The organism is Streptomyces sp. NBC_00996, assembly GCF_045162675.1.
Taxonomy (GTDB): domain Bacteria; phylum Actinomycetota; class Actinomycetes; order Streptomycetales; family Streptomycetaceae; genus Streptomyces.
On record NZ_CP108723.1, the window covers coordinates 5,785,157 to 5,804,054 of the forward strand.

Annotated in this window: 18 protein-coding genes and 3 pseudogenes; 9 read left to right on the forward strand and 12 right to left on the reverse strand. The window is 69.1% G+C overall.

The window, feature by feature from the left end; all coding sequences use genetic code 11:
* Nucleotides 1-22: 22 nt before the first annotated feature.
* The 4 genes from OG390_RS27185 to OG390_RS27200 form a co-directional block, all read right to left on the reverse strand.
* A complete protein-coding gene (locus OG390_RS27185) occupies nt 23-2,080 on the reverse strand; it encodes a PQQ-binding-like beta-propeller repeat protein (RefSeq protein WP_406171860.1) in 2,058 nt (685 codons plus the stop codon).
* Between the two features lie 2 nt (nt 2,081-2,082).
* Nucleotides 2,083-2,460, reverse strand: coding sequence for a hypothetical protein (locus OG390_RS27190; RefSeq protein WP_406171861.1), 378 nt, complete (start codon nt 2,458-2,460; stop codon nt 2,083-2,085).
* Nucleotides 2,461-2,551: 91 nt separating this feature from the next.
* Nucleotides 2,552-2,734, reverse strand: coding sequence for a DUF397 domain-containing protein (locus OG390_RS27195; protein ID WP_406171863.1), 183 nt, complete (start codon nt 2,732-2,734; stop codon nt 2,552-2,554).
* An 11-nt stretch (nt 2,735-2,745) separates the two neighbouring features.
* Nucleotides 2,746-3,627 carry a helix-turn-helix domain-containing protein gene (locus OG390_RS27200; RefSeq protein WP_406171865.1) on the reverse strand — a complete coding sequence of 294 codons (882 nt, stop codon included), beginning with the start codon at nt 3,625-3,627 and terminating at the stop codon, nt 2,746-2,748.
* Between the two features lie 547 nt (nt 3,628-4,174).
* On the opposite strand from OG390_RS27200, the gene OG390_RS27205 reads away from it, so the two are divergent.
* Together OG390_RS27205 and OG390_RS27210 are read left to right on the forward strand one after the other, a co-directional pair.
* Entirely contained in the window at nt 4,175-4,465 is a 291-nt protein-coding gene (locus OG390_RS27205; RefSeq protein ID WP_406171867.1) for a hypothetical protein, read from the forward strand.
* Between the two features lie 377 nt (nt 4,466-4,842).
* Entirely contained in the window at nt 4,843-5,907 is a 1,065-nt protein-coding gene (locus OG390_RS27210) for a LuxR C-terminal-related transcriptional regulator (protein WP_406171869.1), read from the forward strand.
* Here the strand turns inward: OG390_RS27210 and OG390_RS27215 are convergent.
* From OG390_RS27215 to OG390_RS27225, 3 genes and pseudogenes are all read right to left on the reverse strand, one after another.
* Nucleotides 5,840-5,995: pseudogene (locus OG390_RS27215) on the reverse strand (helix-turn-helix transcriptional regulator); the annotation flags it as partial. The gene OG390_RS27210 and the pseudogene OG390_RS27215 overlap by 68 nt on opposite strands.
* Nucleotides 5,996-6,071: 76 nt before the next feature.
* Nucleotides 6,072-6,194, reverse strand: coding sequence for a hypothetical protein (locus tag OG390_RS27220; protein ID WP_406171870.1), 123 nt, complete (start codon nt 6,192-6,194; stop codon nt 6,072-6,074).
* Nucleotides 6,195-6,217: 23 nt separating this feature from the next.
* Nucleotides 6,218-7,162, reverse strand: coding sequence for a helix-turn-helix transcriptional regulator (locus tag OG390_RS27225; protein ID WP_399075626.1), 945 nt, complete (start codon nt 7,160-7,162; stop codon nt 6,218-6,220).
* A 375-nt stretch (nt 7,163-7,537) separates the two neighbouring features.
* Here OG390_RS27225 and OG390_RS27230 point away from each other — a divergent pair, with 375 nt between their 5' ends.
* Entirely contained in the window at nt 7,538-7,873 is a 336-nt protein-coding gene (locus tag OG390_RS27230; RefSeq protein WP_399075624.1) for a hypothetical protein, read from the forward strand.
* 134 nt (nt 7,874-8,007) lie between these two features.
* On the opposite strand, the gene OG390_RS27235 is transcribed toward OG390_RS27230, so the two are convergent.
* Entirely contained in the window at nt 8,008-8,421 is a 414-nt protein-coding gene (locus tag OG390_RS27235) for a pyridoxamine 5'-phosphate oxidase family protein (RefSeq protein ID WP_406171873.1), read from the reverse strand.
* A gap of 136 nt (nt 8,422-8,557) precedes the next feature.
* Here OG390_RS27235 and clpB point away from each other — a divergent pair, with 136 nt between their 5' ends.
* On the forward strand, nt 8,558-11,191 hold the full coding sequence (gene clpB, locus OG390_RS27240) for an ATP-dependent chaperone ClpB (protein ID WP_406171875.1): 2,634 nt from the start codon (nt 8,558-8,560) through the stop codon (nt 11,189-11,191).
* 229 nt (nt 11,192-11,420) lie between these two features.
* Complete coding sequence (locus OG390_RS27245) at nt 11,421-11,951, forward strand: YbjN domain-containing protein (RefSeq protein ID WP_399075618.1); 531 nt, start codon at nt 11,421-11,423, stop codon at nt 11,949-11,951.
* 12 nt (nt 11,952-11,963) lie between these two features.
* On the opposite strand, the gene OG390_RS27250 is transcribed toward OG390_RS27245, so the two are convergent.
* A complete protein-coding gene (locus tag OG390_RS27250) occupies nt 11,964-13,166 on the reverse strand; it encodes a hypothetical protein (protein WP_406171877.1) in 1,203 nt (400 codons plus the stop codon).
* A gap of 244 nt (nt 13,167-13,410) precedes the next feature.
* Nucleotides 13,411-13,845 (reverse strand): annotated as a pseudogene (locus OG390_RS27255) (aminotransferase class I/II-fold pyridoxal phosphate-dependent enzyme); the annotation flags it as partial.
* Nucleotides 13,846-14,068: 223 nt separating this feature from the next.
* Here OG390_RS27255 and OG390_RS27260 point away from each other — a divergent pair.
* Together OG390_RS27260 and OG390_RS27265 are read left to right on the forward strand one after the other, a co-directional pair.
* On the forward strand, nt 14,069-14,623 hold the full coding sequence (locus OG390_RS27260; protein ID WP_406171879.1) for a Uma2 family endonuclease: 555 nt from the start codon (nt 14,069-14,071) through the stop codon (nt 14,621-14,623).
* A 26-nt stretch (nt 14,624-14,649) separates the two neighbouring features.
* Nucleotides 14,650-15,402 carry a hypothetical protein gene (locus tag OG390_RS27265; RefSeq protein WP_406171881.1) on the forward strand — a complete coding sequence of 251 codons (753 nt, stop codon included), beginning with the start codon at nt 14,650-14,652 and terminating at the stop codon, nt 15,400-15,402.
* A gap of 317 nt (nt 15,403-15,719) precedes the next feature.
* Here OG390_RS27265 and OG390_RS27270 read toward each other — a convergent pair.
* A pseudogene (locus OG390_RS27270) lies at nt 15,720-16,157 on the reverse strand (aminotransferase class I/II-fold pyridoxal phosphate-dependent enzyme); the annotation flags it as partial.
* Nucleotides 16,158-16,258: 101 nt separating this feature from the next.
* Between OG390_RS27270 and OG390_RS27275 the strand changes: the two are divergent.
* Together OG390_RS27275 and OG390_RS27280 are read left to right on the forward strand one after the other, a co-directional pair.
* The gene (locus OG390_RS27275) at nt 16,259-16,528 is read left to right on the forward strand and encodes a type II toxin-antitoxin system Phd/YefM family antitoxin (protein ID WP_005483715.1); all 270 of its coding nucleotides are present in this window, start codon (nt 16,259-16,261) and stop codon (nt 16,526-16,528) included.
* Complete coding sequence (locus OG390_RS27280; protein ID WP_406171883.1) at nt 16,521-16,784, forward strand: type II toxin-antitoxin system RelE/ParE family toxin; 264 nt, start codon at nt 16,521-16,523, stop codon at nt 16,782-16,784. Before OG390_RS27275 ends, OG390_RS27280 begins: the two co-directional genes overlap by 8 nt.
* Before the next feature lie 631 nt (nt 16,785-17,415).
* Here the strand turns inward: OG390_RS27280 and OG390_RS27285 are convergent.
* Nucleotides 17,416-18,606, reverse strand: coding sequence for a pyridoxal phosphate-dependent aminotransferase (locus tag OG390_RS27285; protein WP_406171885.1), 1,191 nt, complete (start codon nt 18,604-18,606; stop codon nt 17,416-17,418).
* Nucleotides 18,607-18,898 lie beyond the last annotated feature (292 nt).

The following is an 18,898-nucleotide window of genomic DNA, read 5'->3' on the forward strand; positions in this document are numbered from 1 at the left end:
AATCCGTGAATCCGTCGGTGGTTCAGTCCGCGGCCTCGATGGCGTACAGGAATTCGCTGTCGCTGCCCACGTACACCAGTCCGTCCGCGACGGCGGGCGAGGACCGCACGGGCCGGCCCGTGGGGAACCGCCACCGCTCCAGACCGGTGGCGGTGTCCACGGCGTAGACGTTGCCGTCGTCGCTGCCGAAGTACACGGTCGTGCCCGCCACGATCGGCGTGGACCGGATGGGTCCGTCGGCCGTGAACCGCCATCTCCAGTCTCCGGTCGCGGCGTGGACGGCGAACAGGCGGGCGTCGTCGTTGCCGACAAAGACCGTCCCGTCCGCGACCGCGGGGCTGGACTGGATGGGGCTGCCGAGGGAGCTGAGCCATATCCTGGCTCCGGTCAACGTGTCGAGGGCGTGCAGATCGCCGTGCTTGCTCCCGACGTAGAGGACCCCGCCGGCCAGGGCGGTCGGGCCGGAGACGGGGCCGGCGGGGACGCGGGCGCGCCACTTCCTCTTTCGGGAGAGGCCGTCGATGGCGTACACGTGCCTGCTGTTGTTGCCGATGATCGCCACCTGGCCGGCCAGTACCACCCACCGGTAGCGCGGCAGGCCGTCTCCGCCCCGCGCCCAGGCCTCGGTGCCGTCCGCGGCGTGGAGCACCCTCAGCGTATTGAGGCTGCAGATGTACACGCAGTCGGCGGCCGTCCCCACCGTCGCGGTTGCCGGGCCGGACAGGGCCGACTCCCAGTCGATCCGTCCGCTGCGGATATCCATGGCGAACAGCTTCCGGTTCGCGGGGACGTACACGAGATTGCCGTCGACCTTCGGTGCCGACCGGACGGCGCCGACCTGGAGGAAGCGGCTCCATTTCTCCTGCCCGGTGGCGGCGTCGAGGGCGTACAGAACGCCGGAGTCGCTGCCGACGTACACGACGCCGTCCACGACGGTCGGCACGGACTGCACGCAGCCGCCGGTCGGGAAACTCCACCGTACGGTGCCGGGGGTCCGTGGGGGAGCGGGGGGCACGGGTTCCCCTGAGACAGGTACAGCGGGCGGGGCTTCCCCTGCGCCAGGTACAGCGGGCGGGGAGACGACCGTGGCGAGGGCGGGCGTTGGCCTTGGCGTGTCGTCCTCGGCGGCAGGGGCAGGCCGGTCCTGGAGGTGGGCGGCGGCTGTGCTGGAGACGCTTCGGCTGTCGTCGTCCGCCAGGCGCTCCAGTTCCTCGGCCGCGCGTCGGCGTACGGTCTCGTTGCCGACCCGGTACAGGTGGGCGAGCGACTGCACGGCGCCGAGCCGGTCCGTCGCGATGGGGCTGCGCAGCGCGTTCCGAAGATGGGCGGGCAGGGTCCAGTTGATGTTCCGGGCGATGACGATGCGGCCCTCGACGTTGTCCTGCTTCTTGGGGCGTTGCTGCGGCATCTCGTCGACGACCTTGTCATGGACGTAGGCGTACAGCTCGTCGAGGGTGATGTTGCCGTCGCCGTCGAGGTCGGCGGTGCCCTCGCGCAGGCCCTGCACGAGATGGCGGGTGAAGACCGACTGCGGGGCAGTGCCGTGTACTTGATCGCCCTCGAACGAGTACTGGGTGGCGTCGGAGGCGGTCAGAACGGTGCGGCCGCGCCCCTGGAACCGCTCCAAGGTGTGGACTTCACCGTCGGCCTTGGCGAGCCGGGCGGCGGCCGGGAAGGCGCCGCTGTAGCAGCAGTCGAGAATCAGTACCTGGCGTCGTGACATGCAGCCGGCCATGGCCCGGTCGATCTGTTCGGCCGGCAGTGAGGTGAACATGAGGTTGTTACGGCGGGTGTTGGCCATGGCGAGGTGCAGCCGGCCCTCGTCGTCCTTGAGACCGTGACCGGTGAAGTACAGCAGGGTGAGGTCGTCGTGGCGGCGGTTGTGGAAGAGTTCGCCGAGGGCCTCGCCGACGCGGTGGTGCGGTTCGTTGACGAGAATGTCGACGTCGAACCCGGCGATGTCCGGATCACGGAGAACCTCGGCGAATGCCTCCGCGTCATGCCCGGGAGCGGTCAGTTGCCGTAGCCCTTCGTCCTGGTATGCGTACGTCGCGATCAACAGGGCGGTTCGACGGCCCACGGCTATTCTCCCGACCGGTGGCGGCGCACGAACCGGTCGATCAGCTCCCGGCGTTCGTCGGCGGACGCCTGCTCCAGTTCGAGCGTGTCTCCGTCGATGGTCACCGAGATACGGTTCCGCGCGGACTGCCGGCCGAGCCAGTCCCGCAGCGTCTCCACGAGCGAGGTGAGCACCCCGCCCGGAGCGCTCAGGGCGAGCACGACGGCGCCGACGGTGACCGGATCGACCGCCTTGGCACCGTCGGGTGGGGCGCCGTCGGAGAGGGGGCGCAGTGCTTCGACGTCGAGTCCGCGCAACTCGGCACGGAGCCGGGCTGTCAGTCTCTCGACCTCCTCGGGATCCGCGTCACCGTCCGGCGTCAGACCCAGCAGTACATCCATGGCGTCCCTACCTCCCCGTACGTCCCAGTGTGGTGAACCGGGATGGCTGGCGGGAAGATTTTCCCGGAAGTCGACGTAGCTCGGGGGGACCTCAGGTGTAGGTCTTGAGGTGTCGCAGCAGTGCGGCGAGTCCTTCGGGGGCGGTGGCGATGACGGTGCGGGGGGTGTCGCTTTCGCGGAGGCGGATCGTTCCGTCGGGGGCGGTGGCGACGTTGACGCACTCTCCCTGTGGGCCGCCGCTGTACGTCGACTTCTGCCAGTTGAGCTCGGACATCTGGGCCTCCCCTAAAGGGTGTAGAGAAGGTGCTGGATGAGGGCCAGCGAGTCCTTCACTGAGTGTGCTTCAGGGGCCAACGATACGTCGATGGGGGCCAGGGCGTTTTCGGCGAGGCGGTCGAACATCTCGCCGTACTGCTGCAGATGGGCCTGCTCGCTCAAGTACCGGGCCCCGCCGAGCTGTTCGAGTACGACGGTGCTCAACTCCGGGGCGCTGGGGATGATGTGGACGAAGTTCCCGCTGAGCGCGGCGTGCGCCTGCGCGCTGAACGGGTAGATCTGGACGGTTACGTTGGACAACCGGGCCAGTTCGACGAGTCGCAGCAGTTGTTCGCGTACCACCTGAGGACCACCGAATCGCATGTGCAGGGCGGCTTCGTGGATCACGGCATGCACGGCGGGAGGGTTGTCGCATGTGAGGATCCGTTGCCTCTCCATGCGGAACTTCAGGCCTTCCTCGATGTTCTCAAAGCCCAGTTTTGGGCTGTTGAAGATGGCCTGCGTATACGCGGCGGTCTGGAAGAGCCCTGGGATGAACAGCGACTGATGCATCCGTAGGACCACGGCGCTCGACTCCAACTCGGCCAAGCTGAGCGCGCCTGGCTCCATTGGCCCCTTGTACGCGCTCCACCAGCCCTTTCCGGTCGCCTCGGACAAAGTCACCAGGGCATCGACGTAGGTGTTATCTGTACACCCATAGACGCGGCACAACTCTCGCAGCCGCCCCGTCAGGATCGTCGTCTTCGCGGTCTCGATCTGACTCAGTTGGCCGCGCGCCATGCCGATCCGTTCGGCGGCCTCACCTGCACTCAACCCTGCCTGTTCGCGCAATTGTTTGAGCTCGAAGCCGAGTCGTCGCTGACGTTCGCTGATGGTGGTGCGCAGTCCCACTGGCCACTCCTCGTCGGTCCGCTCAAAGTCTCTCCAGGGCAAGGGAGTTCGTCCACAGATTCAAGAGACAAGCTTGAAAATTGTAAACCTGCTCCCCTGCCGTGAGTGTGGCGCCGCTAATGCTCCGGAACCGTACCGGAGTCGTCCAACTCTCCCTGCCCGCAAGCGAAAGTGCACTCGGAGCGTCATCCAGCCGGACCCGGACAATGCCATCGCGGGCGTACGACCACCCCCACCGCACCGCTCCGACAGGACTCGACGCCCATGGAAGCTGCCCGCAGAGCCCTTCACCGCCCCGCCCAACTCGCCTACGACTACAGCCTCTTCGCCCCCGCCGACGCCACCGCTCCCAAGGTCTGCCGGGACTTCGTGCGCGCCGTCCTCCTCACCCTCGACCGTGACGCGTTAGTGATTCCCGCGCCCCTCTGCACCTCGGAGCTGGTGACGAACGTCCACCTGCACACCAAGGGCACCGCGATGCTCCGCGTGCGGCTCACCCCCCGTACGGCTGCGGGTGAGCGTGTACGACGAGAGCCACGATCGCCCGGTGAGCCCGGCCACCGGGTTGACCGCCTGTTGGGGGCGGGGGCTCTCCCCCGTCGCGGAGCTGGCGGACCTGTGGGGCGTGGCGGCCGACCGGGCGGGGAGGTACGCGAAGGGGGGCGTGGCGCTGGCCGCCCACGGGGCGGTGGAGTTCGGCCTCGCCGTCGGGGTGGAGGTAACCGGACACTTGGCGGGTGGGCAGGCCGAGGCCGGGCAGGAAGGCCGCCGTCAGGTGGGTGATGTCCTGGCTTACGCCCGCGCTCTGCGCCCCTTTGACGTAGGGCGCTGTACGTAGCACGCCGGTCACTCAGTGACTTTCGCCGGCTCATGCGGCGTTTCGGCGCGTGCCGGAGCACGTGGCGGCCCTGGCCGGAAGGGGGATCCGGTCAGGGCTGCTCCTGGCACCTTGCGATACCTGGGGGAAGCGGCATCACCATGCAGTGCGGGGGCGGGACGCTACCACCGTCAGCTTGTTGCAATGGGTGGTAAGGAGGCCGGGAAATTCCATAATATTTGGGTGGAATTAGGTGCGGGCTCGGAGCGGTGTCGTGTTGCGGAGGCGGGCGGGTCCGCGCATAGTTGCGCTGCGGAAGACGCTGGAACGCAGGTAATTGCGCTGCGAAGGACGCTGGAACGCAGGGCTTACGCCGGGGTTGGAGCCAGAGGTGGGAGATGGCCGGGCACGGGACGGACATGCATCCGCACGGTGCTGACCGACTGTGCGAGGCCGGAGACCGGGTGTACTCCCGGGCCGTGCGGCGCGGCCGCGTGCCCCGCGAGGACGCCGAAGCGGTGCCCTGTCTGCTGGAGTTGGCGCTGCTGCACCCCGACCCCGACGACATGGGGTGGCTGGTCCCGACCTCGCCGCAGGAGGTCATGACACGGCTGCTGCGCGGGGTGTACGAGGAAGTCAGCGCGAGCCAGGTGCGGTTGGGCGACGCGGTGTCCGCGTTCGAGTGGTACGCGGGGCTCGGTGGACGCGTCCAGGCGCCGGCCGAGGGCGTGGCGATCCGCGTCCTCGACGGACTGCCGCGCATCCGGGCCGCCATGGACAAGGCGACCGAGGAATGCACGAGCGAGGTCCTCACCGTGCAGCCGGGCGGTATCCGCCGCGAGGACGAACTCTCCGAGGGCCTGCACCGGGCGCTGGAGATGCGCCGCAGGGGTGTGCGGATGCGGGACCTGTACACGCATGTGGCCCGGCACGGCCAGGGCCTGCTGAACTACATGGAGCTGATGGGCGAGGCGGCCGAGGCCCGCACCCTCGACGAGGTCGTCGAGCGGCTCATCCTCTTCGACCGCAAGGTCGCCTTCATCCCCGCGAACCCGGACCGCACGATCGCGCTGGAACTACGCCACCCGGCCCTCGTGGACTACTTGGTGACGGTCTTCGAGCGGTTTTGGCGCCTGGCGATCCCGCTGACCTCGCCGCTCCCGTCGACGGGCATCGAGGGCATCACGCACCGCGAACGCTCCATCGCCGCCCTCCTTGCCGAGGGCCACCAGGACGCGGTGGTCGCGGAACGGCTCGGGATCAGCGTCCGTACCTGCCGGGCGCACATCGCGCGTCTGTCGGAGACCCTGGGCGCGGCCAGCCGCACCCAGTTGGGCGTCCGTATCGCCCAGGCGGGCCTGGACGGACCTCCGCGGACCCCGGAACTCGAGACGATCACCGTTCCTGGGGTTGCTCCCGGGCCCCCTGGTGTTCCTGATCGAGGATCCCCGACTTCCCTATGAGGTAGCGGAGTTGGGCCCGGCCCCCACTGCCGAGAGTGGCGGCGAGTCCGGCGATGTGGACGCGGGCGGTGCGGACGTTCATGCCAAGTGGAGGGCGACCGCCGGTGCGACGGGTTCCAGCCAGTGCAGGTCCTCGACCTCCGGCTGGAGCAGGCCGAAGTCGATCAGGCAGGGGGCGCCTTCGGCGGCTTCACCCGCACACGCCCCTCGCGCAGCGCGCGGGCGTACAACTTCAGGCCTGCTTCGCACAGTTCGTCGGCTCCGTGCCCGTGCCCCCCGGTGGTCACCCGTTCCGTTCCTCCGCCAGCGCTCAGTGATCCTGTTTCAGGATGCCGGACTGCGCTATGAGAAAGCCGAGTTGTGCCCGGCTCCCGCTGCCGAGTGCAGTGGCAAGTTTGGCTATGTGGGCGCGGCAGGTGCGGACGTTCATGCCGAGGCGGCGGGCTATGGCCTCGTCCACGTGGCCCTCCACCAGGAGCTTGGCGATGGAATGCTGGATCTCCGTGATGCCGTCGGGGGCGGTCTCATAGGGGGCGCCGGTGGTCAGCGGGACCGCACGGCCCCACATGAACTCGAAGACCTTGATCAGGTAGCGGACGAGGCCCGGGTGGCGAAGCTCCAGCGCGACCTGCTGGTCGTCACGGGTGGGGATGAAGGCCACGGTCTCGTCGCAGATGATGAGGCGCTCGACCAGTTCGTCGATGGTGCGGTGCTCCACCTTGCCGTTGGAGAGCTGGCTCACGTAGGCCAGCTTCTCCGGGCTGTACCGAGCCGTGTGCTGATAGAGAGTCCGGATCCGCACACCACGTTCGATCAGGGGCCTGTCGCGTTCCAGCCCCTGGATGAGATTGCGCTCGGGGCGAGGACCGCTGGGCTGGACCGTGAGCATCTCGACCTGGCACTGGGCCGTGGCCAGGTCGAGCGCTGCGTTGATCCGGCCGTTGCCCTCCAGCACAGTGATCGAGTGCGTGGTCGCCGTGGCCTGGGCGCTGAGCGCCATGAACGGCTCGAAAGCATCGGCCAGTTCGATCGACAAGCGCCGGCGTTCGGTGATCTCGTGCTCTATGGGGTTGAGACGCTGGGCCAGAGCGATGGACGGTGGTACCGGACGCAACCAGTTCGCGTCGTCAGGATCGGGGTGCAGCAGGGCGAACTCCATCAGGCAGGGAGCGGATTCCACGTCCGCGCGAGCGATGCGTCCTGTGCGCAGTGCATTCGCGTAGATGCGGCCCCCTTCCTCGCACAGCTGGGTCACCGCATGGGGATGTGTCCCTCTAGTCCCATTTATTGCCAAAACTCCACCCCCCAGGGTCCTGAACGTGCAGGAACATGATGCATCGATTGTGTGGCCATGACGTGCCCGAATGAGCCATCGTCGTATCCGACGGGGGAAGAGGGGACCTTCAAGTGAGGACGAAGCCGACTATGCGTAACAAAATGCTTCGCTCGGCGCTTGTCGCCGCCTTCTCCGCCGTTATGGCCTTCGGAGCGCTGAGCGGTCTCTCCGATGCGAAGGGTGACGCCAGGGCGGACAGTGTCTGGCCGGCGGCGGCCGCGACCGTCGTGATTACTGGTGACAGCGTCTGGCCGGTGGCTCCGGCTGGCGAAGATGACAGTGTCTGGGCCTGATATGACCACTCCTCCCGATGACCGCTCCTTCCGCCGGGAAATGGCCACCGCCTACCGCTCCGGCTGGCACTTCATCGACCTGGCCACCGCCATCCCCCACAGCGGTGACTCGCTGATGGTGACCGTGTTCGGGGAACCGGTGGTGGTCACCCGGGACGAAGAGGACGACGTGCGGGCGTACCGGTGTCTGCGACGGCCTCGGGGGGCGCCGCAGCCAGTCAGGTGTGCCATCCGTTACGGAATGATCTTTGTGAACCTCGACCAGCGCGACCACCAGCTGGCCGAACCGGAAATCCCGGACGTACAGACCATTGCAGCCACCCCCCGCAGTGCCTGACGCGATTCCCCCGTCGTAGTAGATCGCGCAGGTACTTCCCCCCGCAGCGGCGTCACCGTGACCTGAACACGGTGACGCCGCTGCAGTTTTACGTGAAACCTCCAGGTGTCGGCGCATACCGAGAGCGGCTGGAATCAGCCGCGCCCCATCGCCGAGGTCAGTTCGATCTCGATCACCACCCGGGACGGGTTCGGCGACGGCACCCGCCCGTACCGCTCCGCGTACCGTCGCTCCGCCTCCGCGACGCGCGCCGGCTCGACGGATACCGTCGCCCGCCCCTCCAGTGTCGCCCAGCGGCGGCCGTCCACCTGGCAGACCGCGACTCGCGCCCCGTCCGCCCCCGCCGCCCGTACGTGGCCCACCTTCGCGCTGGACTTGTTGGTGATCACCCGGGCCAGGCCCGCCTCGGGGTCGTAGGTCACCCCGACCGGCACCACGTGCGGGCTCCCGTCGGGGCGGAGTGTCGAGAGTGTGCACAGGTGCCGCTCGCGCCAGAAGCTGAGGTAGGCGGCGTCGGGCTGCCGCGGGTCCACCGGATACGAAGCCATGAGGCCCGAATCTACGCCCCCGACACACCCTTGAGTGGAATAGACTCAACTTTGTGCCCGTTGGCACACTCAGTATGAGGGATGCATGCGCGAGGGACGTATGCAGGACCGCTGACGCAAGGAGGAGAACGCGACCGTGGACGCCGAGCTGACCAACAGGAGCCGGGATGCGATCAACGCGGCCACCAGCCGGGCCGTGTCCGAGGGGCACCCGGATCTGACCCCTGCGCACCTGCTGCTGGCGCTGCTCGGGGGGCAGGACAACGAGAACATCATTGATCTGCTGGCCGCCGTCGACGCCGACCAGGCCTCCGTCCGTGCCGGGGTCGAACGCGTCCTCGCGGGCCTGCCCAGCGTGACCGGGTCCACCGTCGCGCCCCCGCAGCCCAACCGGGAGCTGCTCGCCGTCATCGCCGACGCCGCCGAGCGCGCCAAGGAGCTCGGCGACGACTACCTCTCCACGGAGCACCTGCTCCTCGGTATCGCCGCGAAGGGCGGCCAGACCGGCGACGTACTCTCCCAGCAGGGTGCCAGTGCGAAAAAGCTGCTCGAGGCGTTCCAGAAGACCAGGGGAGGGCGCCGGGTGACGACCCCGGATCCCGAGGGCCAGTACAAGGCGCTCGAAAAGTTCGGTACCGACTTCACGGCCGCGGCGCGCGAGGGCAAGCTCGACCCCGTCATCGGCCGCGATCAGGAGATCCGACGGGTGGTGCAGGTGCTGTCCCGCCGGACCAAGAACAACCCCGTCCTCATCGGTGAACCCGGTGTCGGCAAGACGGCTGTGGTCGAGGGGCTCGCCCAGCGCATCGTGAAGGGCGACGTGCCCGAGTCCCTCAAGGACAAGCGGCTCGTCGCGCTCGACCTCGGCGCGATGGTCGCGGGCGCGAAGTACCGCGGTGAGTTCGAGGAGCGGCTCAAGACCGTCCTCGCCGAGATCAAGGACTCCGACGGGCAGATCATCACCTTCATCGACGAGTTGCACACCGTCGTGGGCGCCGGGGCCGGCGGCGACTCCGCCATGGACGCCGGGAACATGCTCAAGCCCATGCTCGCCCGTGGTGAGCTGCGGATGGTCGGTGCCACGACGCTCGACGAGTACCGCGAGCGGATCGAGAAGGACCCGGCGCTGGAGCGGCGGTTCCAGCAGGTGCTGGTCGCCGAGCCCACCGTCGAGGACACCATCGCGATCCTGCGCGGGCTCAAGGGGCGCTACGAGGCCCACCACAAGGTCCAGATCGCGGACAGCGCGCTCGTCGCGGCCGCGACGCTCTCCGATCGGTACATCACCTCCCGCTTCCTGCCCGACAAGGCCATCGACCTCGTCGACGAGGCCGCGTCCCGGCTGCGCATGGAGATCGACTCGTCCCCCGTCGAGATCGACGAACTCCAGCGCGCCGTCGACCGGCTCAAGATGGAGGAGCTGGCGATCGGCAAGGAGACCGACGCCGCCAGCAAGGAGCGCCTCGAGAAGCTGCGCCGCGACCTCGCCGACAAGGAGGAGGAGCTGCGCGGTCTCACCGCCCGCTGGGAGAAGGAGAAGCAGTCCCTCAACCGCGTCGGTGAGCTGAAGGAGAAACTCGACGACCTGCGCGGCCAGGCCGAACGCGCCCAGCGCGACGGCGACTTCGACACCGCCTCCAAGCTGCTGTACGGCGAGATCCCGTCCCTGGAAAGGGACTTGGAGGAGGCCTCCGAGGCGGAGGAGGAAGCAGCCAAGGACACGATGGTGAAGGAAGAGGTCGGGCCCGACGACATCGCCGACGTCGTGGGCTCCTGGACCGGCATCCCCGCCGGGCGGCTCCTGGAGGGCGAGACCCAGAAACTGCTGCGCATGGAGCAGGAGTTGGGCCGTCGCCTCATCGGCCAGACCGAGGCCGTGCAGGCCGTGTCGGACGCCGTGCGCCGCACCCGCGCCGGAATCGCCGACCCGGACCGCCCGACCGGCTCCTTCCTCTTCCTCGGCCCCACCGGCGTCGGCAAGACCGAACTGGCCAAGGCGCTCGCCGACTTCCTCTTCGACGACGAGCGGGCCATGGTCCGCATCGACATGAGCGAGTACGGCGAGAAGCACACCGTCGCGCGGCTGGTCGGCGCCCCGCCCGGGTACGTCGGTTACGAGGAGGGCGGTCAGCTGACGGAGGCCGTGCGCAGGCGCCCGTACAGCGTCGTCCTGCTGGACGAGGTCGAGAAGGCGCACCCGGAGGTCTTCGACATCCTGCTCCAGGTACTGGACGACGGGCGGCTGACGGACGGTCAGGGACGGACGGTCGACTTCCGCAACACCATCCTGATCCTCACCTCGAACCTGGGCAGCCAGTTCCTTGTCGAGCCGCTCACCTCCGAGGAGGAGAAGAAGCAGCAGGTCCTTGAGATCGTGCGGGCCTCTTTCAAGCCGGAGTTTCTCAACCGCCTCGACGACCTGGTGGTCTTCTCCGCCCTCGACAAGGAGGAGCTGGAGCGCATCGCGGGGCTCCAGATCGGCCGGCTCGCCAAGCGGCTCGCCGAGCGCCGGCTGACCCTGGAGGTCACCGACGCGGCCCTGGCCTGGCTCGCCGACGAGGGCAACGACCCGGCGTACGGCGCACGCCCGCTGCGCCGCCTCGTCCAGACCGCCATCGGCGACCGCCTCGCCAAGGAGATCCTCGCGGGCGAGGTCAAGGACGGCGACACGGTACGGGTGGACGCTCCCCCAGTCTCGGCTTCGCTCGACCGGGGGGACCCCCATGGCGGCGGGCTGATCGTGGGCCCGGCGACGGGCAAGACGCTGTAGGGCCGCGCTCACCGGGCCGGGACCTTCGCCCCGGCCCGGTGAGCCGAGGCGCTGTGGAAGAGCAGCGCCGAGACCCTTCGGAGGACCGGTGCCGAGGCTTCGCGCAGGGCCCCGAGCGGTGCCCGTGACCGGATCTTGCCAGCCCCCGGGCGACAGGCCCTGTCAGGGGTTGCCACTCCCCTCCCTGGATGGGGGAGGATGGCAGAATCCGTACGAAGGGAAATACACGGTGAGCATCGACCCGTCCTCGATTCCGAACTTCGGGGGCCAGCCCGAGCCGCAGCCCGGCGGCCCCGCGGGCCCCGTCGTCCCGGATCAGGACCTCGTGAAGCAGCTCCTTGACCAGATGGAGCTCAAGTACGTCGTCGACGACGAGGGTGACCTCGCGGCGCCGTGGGAGCAGTTCCGTACGTATTTCATGTTCCGTGGCGAGGGCGACCAGCAGGTCTTCTCGGTGCGTACGTTCTACGACCGGCCGCACCAGATCGACGAGAAGCCCTTGCTTCTGGAGTCCATCGACGACTGGAACCGCCGCACGCTGTGGCCCAAGGTCTACAGCCACACGCACGACGACGGCACCGTCCGCCTGATCGGCGAGGCGCAGATGCTGATCGGCACCGGCGTCAGCCTGGAACACTTCGTCTCGTCGACGGTCAGCTGGGTGCGGGCCGCCATCGAGTTCGACAAGTGGCTCGTCGAGCAGCTGGGCCTGGAGCAGGAGATCAACGAGGCGGAGAAGCCCGAAGACGACGAGGAGTAGTCCTCCGGGAACTCACAGCGGCGTGTGGGTGATCACCACCAGATACGCGCCGTATGCGAACGAGAGCCCGGCCAGGGCGCCGACCACCAGGGTCGCGTGCCAGGGCCGGGCTCTCGCTGTTCGCACCAGCGCCCGCGTCAGCGGCAGCAGCAGCGGGAAGGCCGGCAGCAGGAAGCGCGGCTTCGATTCGAAGAAGCCGGAGCCGCCGAGCGCGATCAGCAGCAGTACGCCGCTGTAGACGAGGAGCGGCAAGGGCGTGCGGTCGGCGATCAGCAGCGCGTACAGCAGGACGGCCGCGGTGACGATCAGCAGCGTCACGGGAAACACGAAGCGGTCCCCGTGCAGCAGCAGGTGCTTGATGAAGCGGAGCGAGCCCACCCCGAAGTCGAAGCGCGAGCCCCACAGCCGCTGCACCTCGAAATAGCCGCCGAGCGGATCGCCCTTGCGGTGCCCCACCCACAGCACGTAGCCGCCCCAGCCGAGCGGCGCGAGCGCGGCGCCCGTCCACAGCCTGTGGGGAACTTTTCGGCCGCGCCGCCGCCAGGCCTCCTGCGCCGCCGCCGCGAGGACCGCCGCCGCCACCGCGAACCCGTTCGGCCGGGAAAGACCCGCGAGCGCCGCGAGGGAGCCCGCCCACAGCCAACGCTCGCCGAGCAGCGCATACAGCGACCAGGCGGCGAAGGCGGTCAGCACGGGCTCGGTGTACGCCATCGACAGCACGACCGAGTGCGGGAGCAGGCCCCAGAGCAGGACGAGGGTGGTGCCGACCGCGCGGCCGTGCAGCCGGGCCCCGATCGCGTACACCCCGCAGGCGGCGGCCGCGGCCGCCAGCCAGGACACCAGCAGGCCCGCCGTGCCCGCGTTCAGCGGCGTCAGGGCGGTGGCGGTGCGCACCAGCGCCGGGTACAGCGGGAAGAACGCCAGGTCGCTGTGGACGACGGTGGGCTGGAAGTACATCGTCCGGCCATAGCCGTGCGCCGCGATGTGCAGGTACCAGATCGAGTCCCAGGACCGCGCGAGCAGGACGAGCGGGTGCTTGCCGGTGGCCCAGGCGGTCGCGGCGAGCACGAGGATGCCGGTGAGGCGTGCGGCGGCGAACAGCCCCAGCGCGGTCACCGTGGCGTTCGGCAGGCTGCGCGCGGCGCGGGGCGACGGGTGGGCGCGGTCCCCGTGCTCCGTGAGGGCGGGGCGAGCGAGGGTACTCGGGTGGGTCACACCCGAACTGTGCGTTCCCTACGGGGTATTCGCTAGATTTGTGCCTCCGTGCGGGTACGGTTCACCTCGCCCCGGCGCGCCGTCCGCGGGGACGGCGCGCGCAGTGCTAACGGAGGCGCCTCCCGTCGAGTTGCCGGTCGAGTTGCCGGCGGCGGGCCAGGCGTGAATACCGGCGCGCCGCTGTGCTGCCATGGGTGCGTCCCGCACTGCTGCCGACGGAGTGTCCCGATCGCCGCCTACGGAACTACCACGCCGCCTTGAGCCGTTTCGCCGCCTCCTGAAGCACCTCCGTCTGCTTGCAGAACGTGAACCGCACGAAGGGCGCGCCCGCCTCCCGGTGGTCGTAGAAGACGGCGTTCGGGATGGCGACGACACCGGCGCGCTCCGGCAGGGCGCGGCAGAAGGCGAAGCCGTCGGACTCGCCGAGCGGCCCGATGTCGGTGGTGATGAAGTACGTGCCCTGCGGGCGGAAGACCTCGAACCCGGCTTCCGTGAGCCCCGCCGCCAGCACGTCCCGCTTGGCCGGCATGTCGGCGCGGAACGCGTCGAAGTACGCGTCCGGCAGCGCGAGCGCCTCCGCCACGGCGTACTGGAACGGGCCCGCCGACACATACGTCAGGAACTGCTTCGCCGACCGTACGGCGCTGACCAGGGCGGGCGGCGCGGTCACCCAGGCGACGCCGTGTTCACGCACCCATTTGTTTCCCGGACTGTGATGTCGGTCCAGGCGCCGGCGCCCCGGCGGGGCATCGCCACTGGGGAGCAGCGGCGTCGCAGGAGCCCGGCCTCGACAACCTCGTCCTGCCTGGCGACGGCGGCGACGGATCTCACAGGCGTACCGCCGGGCTCGGTGGCACGGCACTGTCCGCCGTATCCTGACCACACACGGGAAGGAGCCGTCCATGAGCGTCGACGCGATCGTGCACACCGAGTTCCCCGAGGGGTACACGGTCCTGTTCGGGGCCGATGGAAAGGTGATCATGACTCCGCAGAGCGAAGAGCACTCCAGCACCATCAGATCGATGCAGATCGACTCCGCTCTCGCCCTCGGCCGTCACTCGAAGGTCACCTCCGACGTCTACATCGACTTCCCTGCCGACGAGAACTCCGCCCCCGATCTGGCGATCCTTCGCGAGGACGCCCGCCGGGAGGGCAAGCGCTACAGCTTCGAGGACGTCCTGCTGATCTCCGAGGTCGTCTCGACCTCCTCCGCACGCAAGGACTACGACGACTGCACCGCGAAGTACGGCCGCTACGGCATCCCCATCTACCTGGTCGTGGACCCCTACGCCCAGGAAGTCGTCCTCCACACCCAGCCGACCGCCACCGGTTACATCGCGGCACACACCCACAAGTACGGCACGGGCAAGCTCCCCATCCCCCTGGCCGACGGCCGCACCTTCACCCTCGACCTCGACGAACTCCCGCGCCCGGAGCCCGAGGCAGACGCCCGCTGACGAGCAACTCCCCGCCGGCCAGGCCCGTGCCGTCGGCACCGCAGTTGCGCGGACTCGCCGAATGGGCGGGGCAGGGCGGCCGCCCGGTGACGGCGACGGGACGGCTGCGGATGGCGGAGGCCCGCGAGCTGGTGGACGTGCTCGGCACCGGCGACAGGATTGAGGGGGTGCGCTCTTCGGCCGACCTGCCGCGGCTGGGACTGCTGATGGAGTGGGCGAAGAAGGCACGGCTGGTCCGGGTGGTCAAGGGGCGGTTGTACGCGGTGGCCAAGGCCCGGCCGGTGCTGGCCGACCCGCTCCAGCTGTGGCTGCGCGCCTTCGAGGCGTGCTTCGAGCTGCGGCAGGCCCTGATCGGGGCACGCAGCGGCTGGCACGTCGAGTCGCTGCTCTTCGATGTCTACGAGGAGGTGCTGGAGGATGTGCTGAACACGCTCTACAGCCTGCCGTACCCGATGCCCTGGCCGCGGCTGCGCGACACGGTACACCTGGCCTATCGGACCTCCTTCCAGCTCGACGCCGGGTTGGACCTTCAGCACCGGATGTGGTTCGAGCACGCCGACCGGGACCTGCGCGCGGTGCTCGACCTGCTGGACGACCTGGGCGCGATCGAGCGTGACCGTGGGATGGCCGATCCGGTGTTTCTCGACATCGACCTCTCCGATGCCGGTCCCGAGCTGCTCGCGGACATGCCGCCTGAGCTCGCGGAGCTGCTGGGCGTCGCGGGGCGGCAACGGACCCGGCGGCGCGGGAGCGTGCCGATGCCCGGCGAGAGGAGCTGACCGCCGGGCCGGTCGAGCTCATCCGTCTCACCGAGCTCGCTACCCGGGCCGTACGACAGCGGTTGCTGGCGGCCGGCAGGGACGCACCGTTGGTCGGTGAACTGGTCCAGGCGCCGGCGGCCGGCCTGCTGGGGGTGCTGGCCGAGGACTACGACCCGGACGCCGCCCGCACGGAGCTGGCCCGGCTGGATCACGGCCCGCGGCGAGCGGGAAGGTGCCCTGCGGCGGTCGACCAGGCGGCAGTCGAGTCCGGGTGCGCGGCGGCTCGGAGCAACCAGGCGATGTGGCCGGTACATGTGCTGGTGCGTCTGTGGCTGTCAGGCGGCCAGCGTCTTGAGTCGGGAGGCCGCCTCCTCCAGCACGCCTGTCCGCTTGCAGAACGCGAAGCGGACAAAGGGTGCGCCCTGCTCACGGTGGTCGTAGAAGACCGCGTTGGGGATCGCGACCACCCCGCAGCGCTCCGGCAGCGCACGGCAGAAGGTGAAACCGTCGCTCTCACCGAGGGGCCGGATATCGGTGGTGATGAAGTACGTGCCGGCCGGGCGGAAAACCTTGAAGCCCGCCTGCTCCAGGCCGCCCGCGAGCAGGTCCCGTTTGGCCAGCATGTCCGCGCGGAAGTCCGCGAAGTACGAGTCGGGAAGGCGCAGGGCCTCGGCCACGGCGTATTGGAAGGGCCCGGAGGCGACGTACGTCAGGAATTGCTTGGCCGAGCGGACGGCGGCGACGAGATCGGGGGCGCCGGTAACCCAGCCGACACCTCGTTCGCGCACATATTCGCGTGAGGGCCCACGGGGCTACACACTCGAGAGACAGTGAGCTGTTGTGTACACATGAGACACTCGTTACCCTTGGGTGCATGACGCAGCCCATGCCCATAGAGTCGATCCGCGATGTCCGGGCACACCTGGCCGAGGTCGTGGAGCGGGCCGACCGGGACGACGTACCTACCGTCATCACCCGGCGCGGCAAGCAGGTCGCCGCCGTCGTGTCCATCGAAGTGCTGCGCAAATACCAGGAGTGGGAAGAGCGCGAGATCAACCGGATCATCGACGAGCGCATGACCAACCCGGCACCCGGCATCCCGATCGAGGACATCATGAGGGAGACGCTGGCGCGCAGTGAGTGAGTACCGCACCGTCTTCCGAGCCGAGGCTCAGACCGAACTCCGCAAGGTGCCGCGAGACATGGCCCTCCGCATTTTGGCCAAGCTGGCTGAGCTGGAGAACGACCCGATGGGGTTCAACACCACGGCCCTCGTCTCCCAGCCCGACCGGCGGCGCCTACGGGTAGGCGACTACCGCGTGATCTACACAATCGACAACGGCGAGCTGGTGGTGTGGGTCGTACACGTCGGGCATCGCTCCACCGTCTACGACACCTGAGCACTCCTGACAGCGGGTCAGAATATCCAGACGATCCAGCACGGGATCGGTGAAGAGGCCGGGCCCGTAACAGCCTGCACCGCAGACGATGCAGGTGCCAGGCCGACCGGAGTGAGAGGGGAGGCCGTGCCGCAGGAAGGGCGACGTGCGGATACGTCGTGAGGGAGACGCCGCGATGAGGGCGAGGGTTGCAGCGGCTGCCGCGCTGGTGCTCATTCTCGTGACCGTTCCGCCATGACGGTCATCTCCGCCGAACGGCGCGGCAGTTGCCTCGGCGTCCTGGAACGCCACTGGAAGAGCAGGGGCTACCAGCTCGTCGCCACGAGTCCGAACGGCCTTGCGGCCGACTTCGAGACACAGGACGGGTTCCAGCTGGAGGTGCTGATCGGGCCGAACGGCCAGGCCCATCTGAGCGTCACCACCCCGTGCGTGGAGAAGTCCGAGGTTGCTCAGCCGACGAGCAAGTCGAATGGCCCCGACTACTCGAGGCAGAAGCTGCCGGAGCCGAACGTGCGTCCGCGTTCTGGTCGAGTACGACGCCCCTGCCCAGCTGACGGAAGACGACGTCCGGAGGTCGGAACTGCCGGGAAACGCCCGCCCTCGTTTCGTCTACGGCACCCGGGGCCTGTCGTCAGCCCGCCAGCGCTTTCAGACGTCCCACCGCCTCCTCCAGCACCGAGGTCTGCTTGCAGAACGCGAACCGCACGAACGGGGCGCCGGCCTCACGGTGGTCGTAGAAGACCGCGTTCGGGATGGCGACGACGCCCGCGCGCTCCGGCAGCGAACGGCAGAAGGCGAAACCGTCGCTCTCGCCGAGCGGGCGGATGTCGGTGGTGATGAAGTACGTGCCGGCCGGGCGGAACACGGCGAAGCCCGCCTCCGTGAGTCCCGCCGTCAGCAGGTCGCGTTTGGCGAGCATGTCCGCGCGGAAGGCGTCGAAGTAGGTGTCGGGCAGGGCCAGGGCCTCGGCGACCGCGTACTGGAACGGGCCCGACGACACGTATGTCAGGAACTGCTTCGCCGAGCGCACCGCCGTGACCAGGCCGGGCGCGGCGGTCACCCAGCCCACCTTCCAGCCGGTGAACGAGAAGGTCTTCCCCGCGCTCCCGATGGTGACCGTCCGCTCGCGCATCCCCGGGAACGTGGCCGGCGGCAGGTGCTCGGCGGCGTCGAAGACGAGGTGCTCGTAGACCTCGTCCGTGACCACAAGGAGGTCACGCTCCACAGCGAGCCTTGCGATCTCGGTGAGCTCCTCGCGGGTGAGCACGGTGCCGGTCGGGTTGTGCGGGGTGTTGATCAGCAGCAGGCGGGTCTTGTCGGTGACGGCGTCGCGCAACTCGTCGAGGTCGAGCCGGAAGCTGCCCTCGTGCGGGCGCAGTGTGACCGGGACCCGGGTGCCCCCCGCCATCGCGATGCAGGCCGCGTACGAGTCGTAGTACGGCTCGAAGGCGATCACCTCGTCGCCGGGCTCCAGCAGGGCGAGCAGGGTGGCGGCGATGGCCTCCGTGGCGCCCGCCGTGACCAGGACCTCGGTGTCGGGGTCGTACGAAAGGCCGTACCGGCGCTCCTGGTGCGCGGCGATCGCCGCGCGCAGCTCGGGGATGCCGGGACCCGGCGGGTACTGGTTGCCGCGCCCGTCCCGCAGCGCCCGCACGGCCGCTTCCCGGATCTCCTCGGGACCGTCGGTGTCGGGGAAGCCCTGGCCGAGGTTGATCGAGCCGGTGCTCATCGCGAGGGCCGACATCTCGGCGAAGATCGTCGTTCCGAACTCGGCGAGCCGGCGGTTGAGGAAGGGGCGCGCGCTGGAGGTCATGCCGGTCATCCTGCGCCCAAGCTCTGAACTTCCTCAACATGGCTTCGCGGATGAACGCCTGCGGTGGTACCCAACGCGCCATCTCTGGCCAGGGAGAAAGCGGGCGTGGTCTGTCGTCGTTGGCTGCCCTCGGACGGCCCAGAGACGGCCCCGGAGGGTGCCGCACCACGGCCCTCGACGCCAGCCCCGCGTTAGGAGCGAGGTGCGGCGATGGCCCCACGAGGACCCGAACGCACGTGATCGGTTGCTGAGGTTGCTGTAGTTCGCTGCGGTACAGCAACCTTTCGGATCGGGCTGGGGG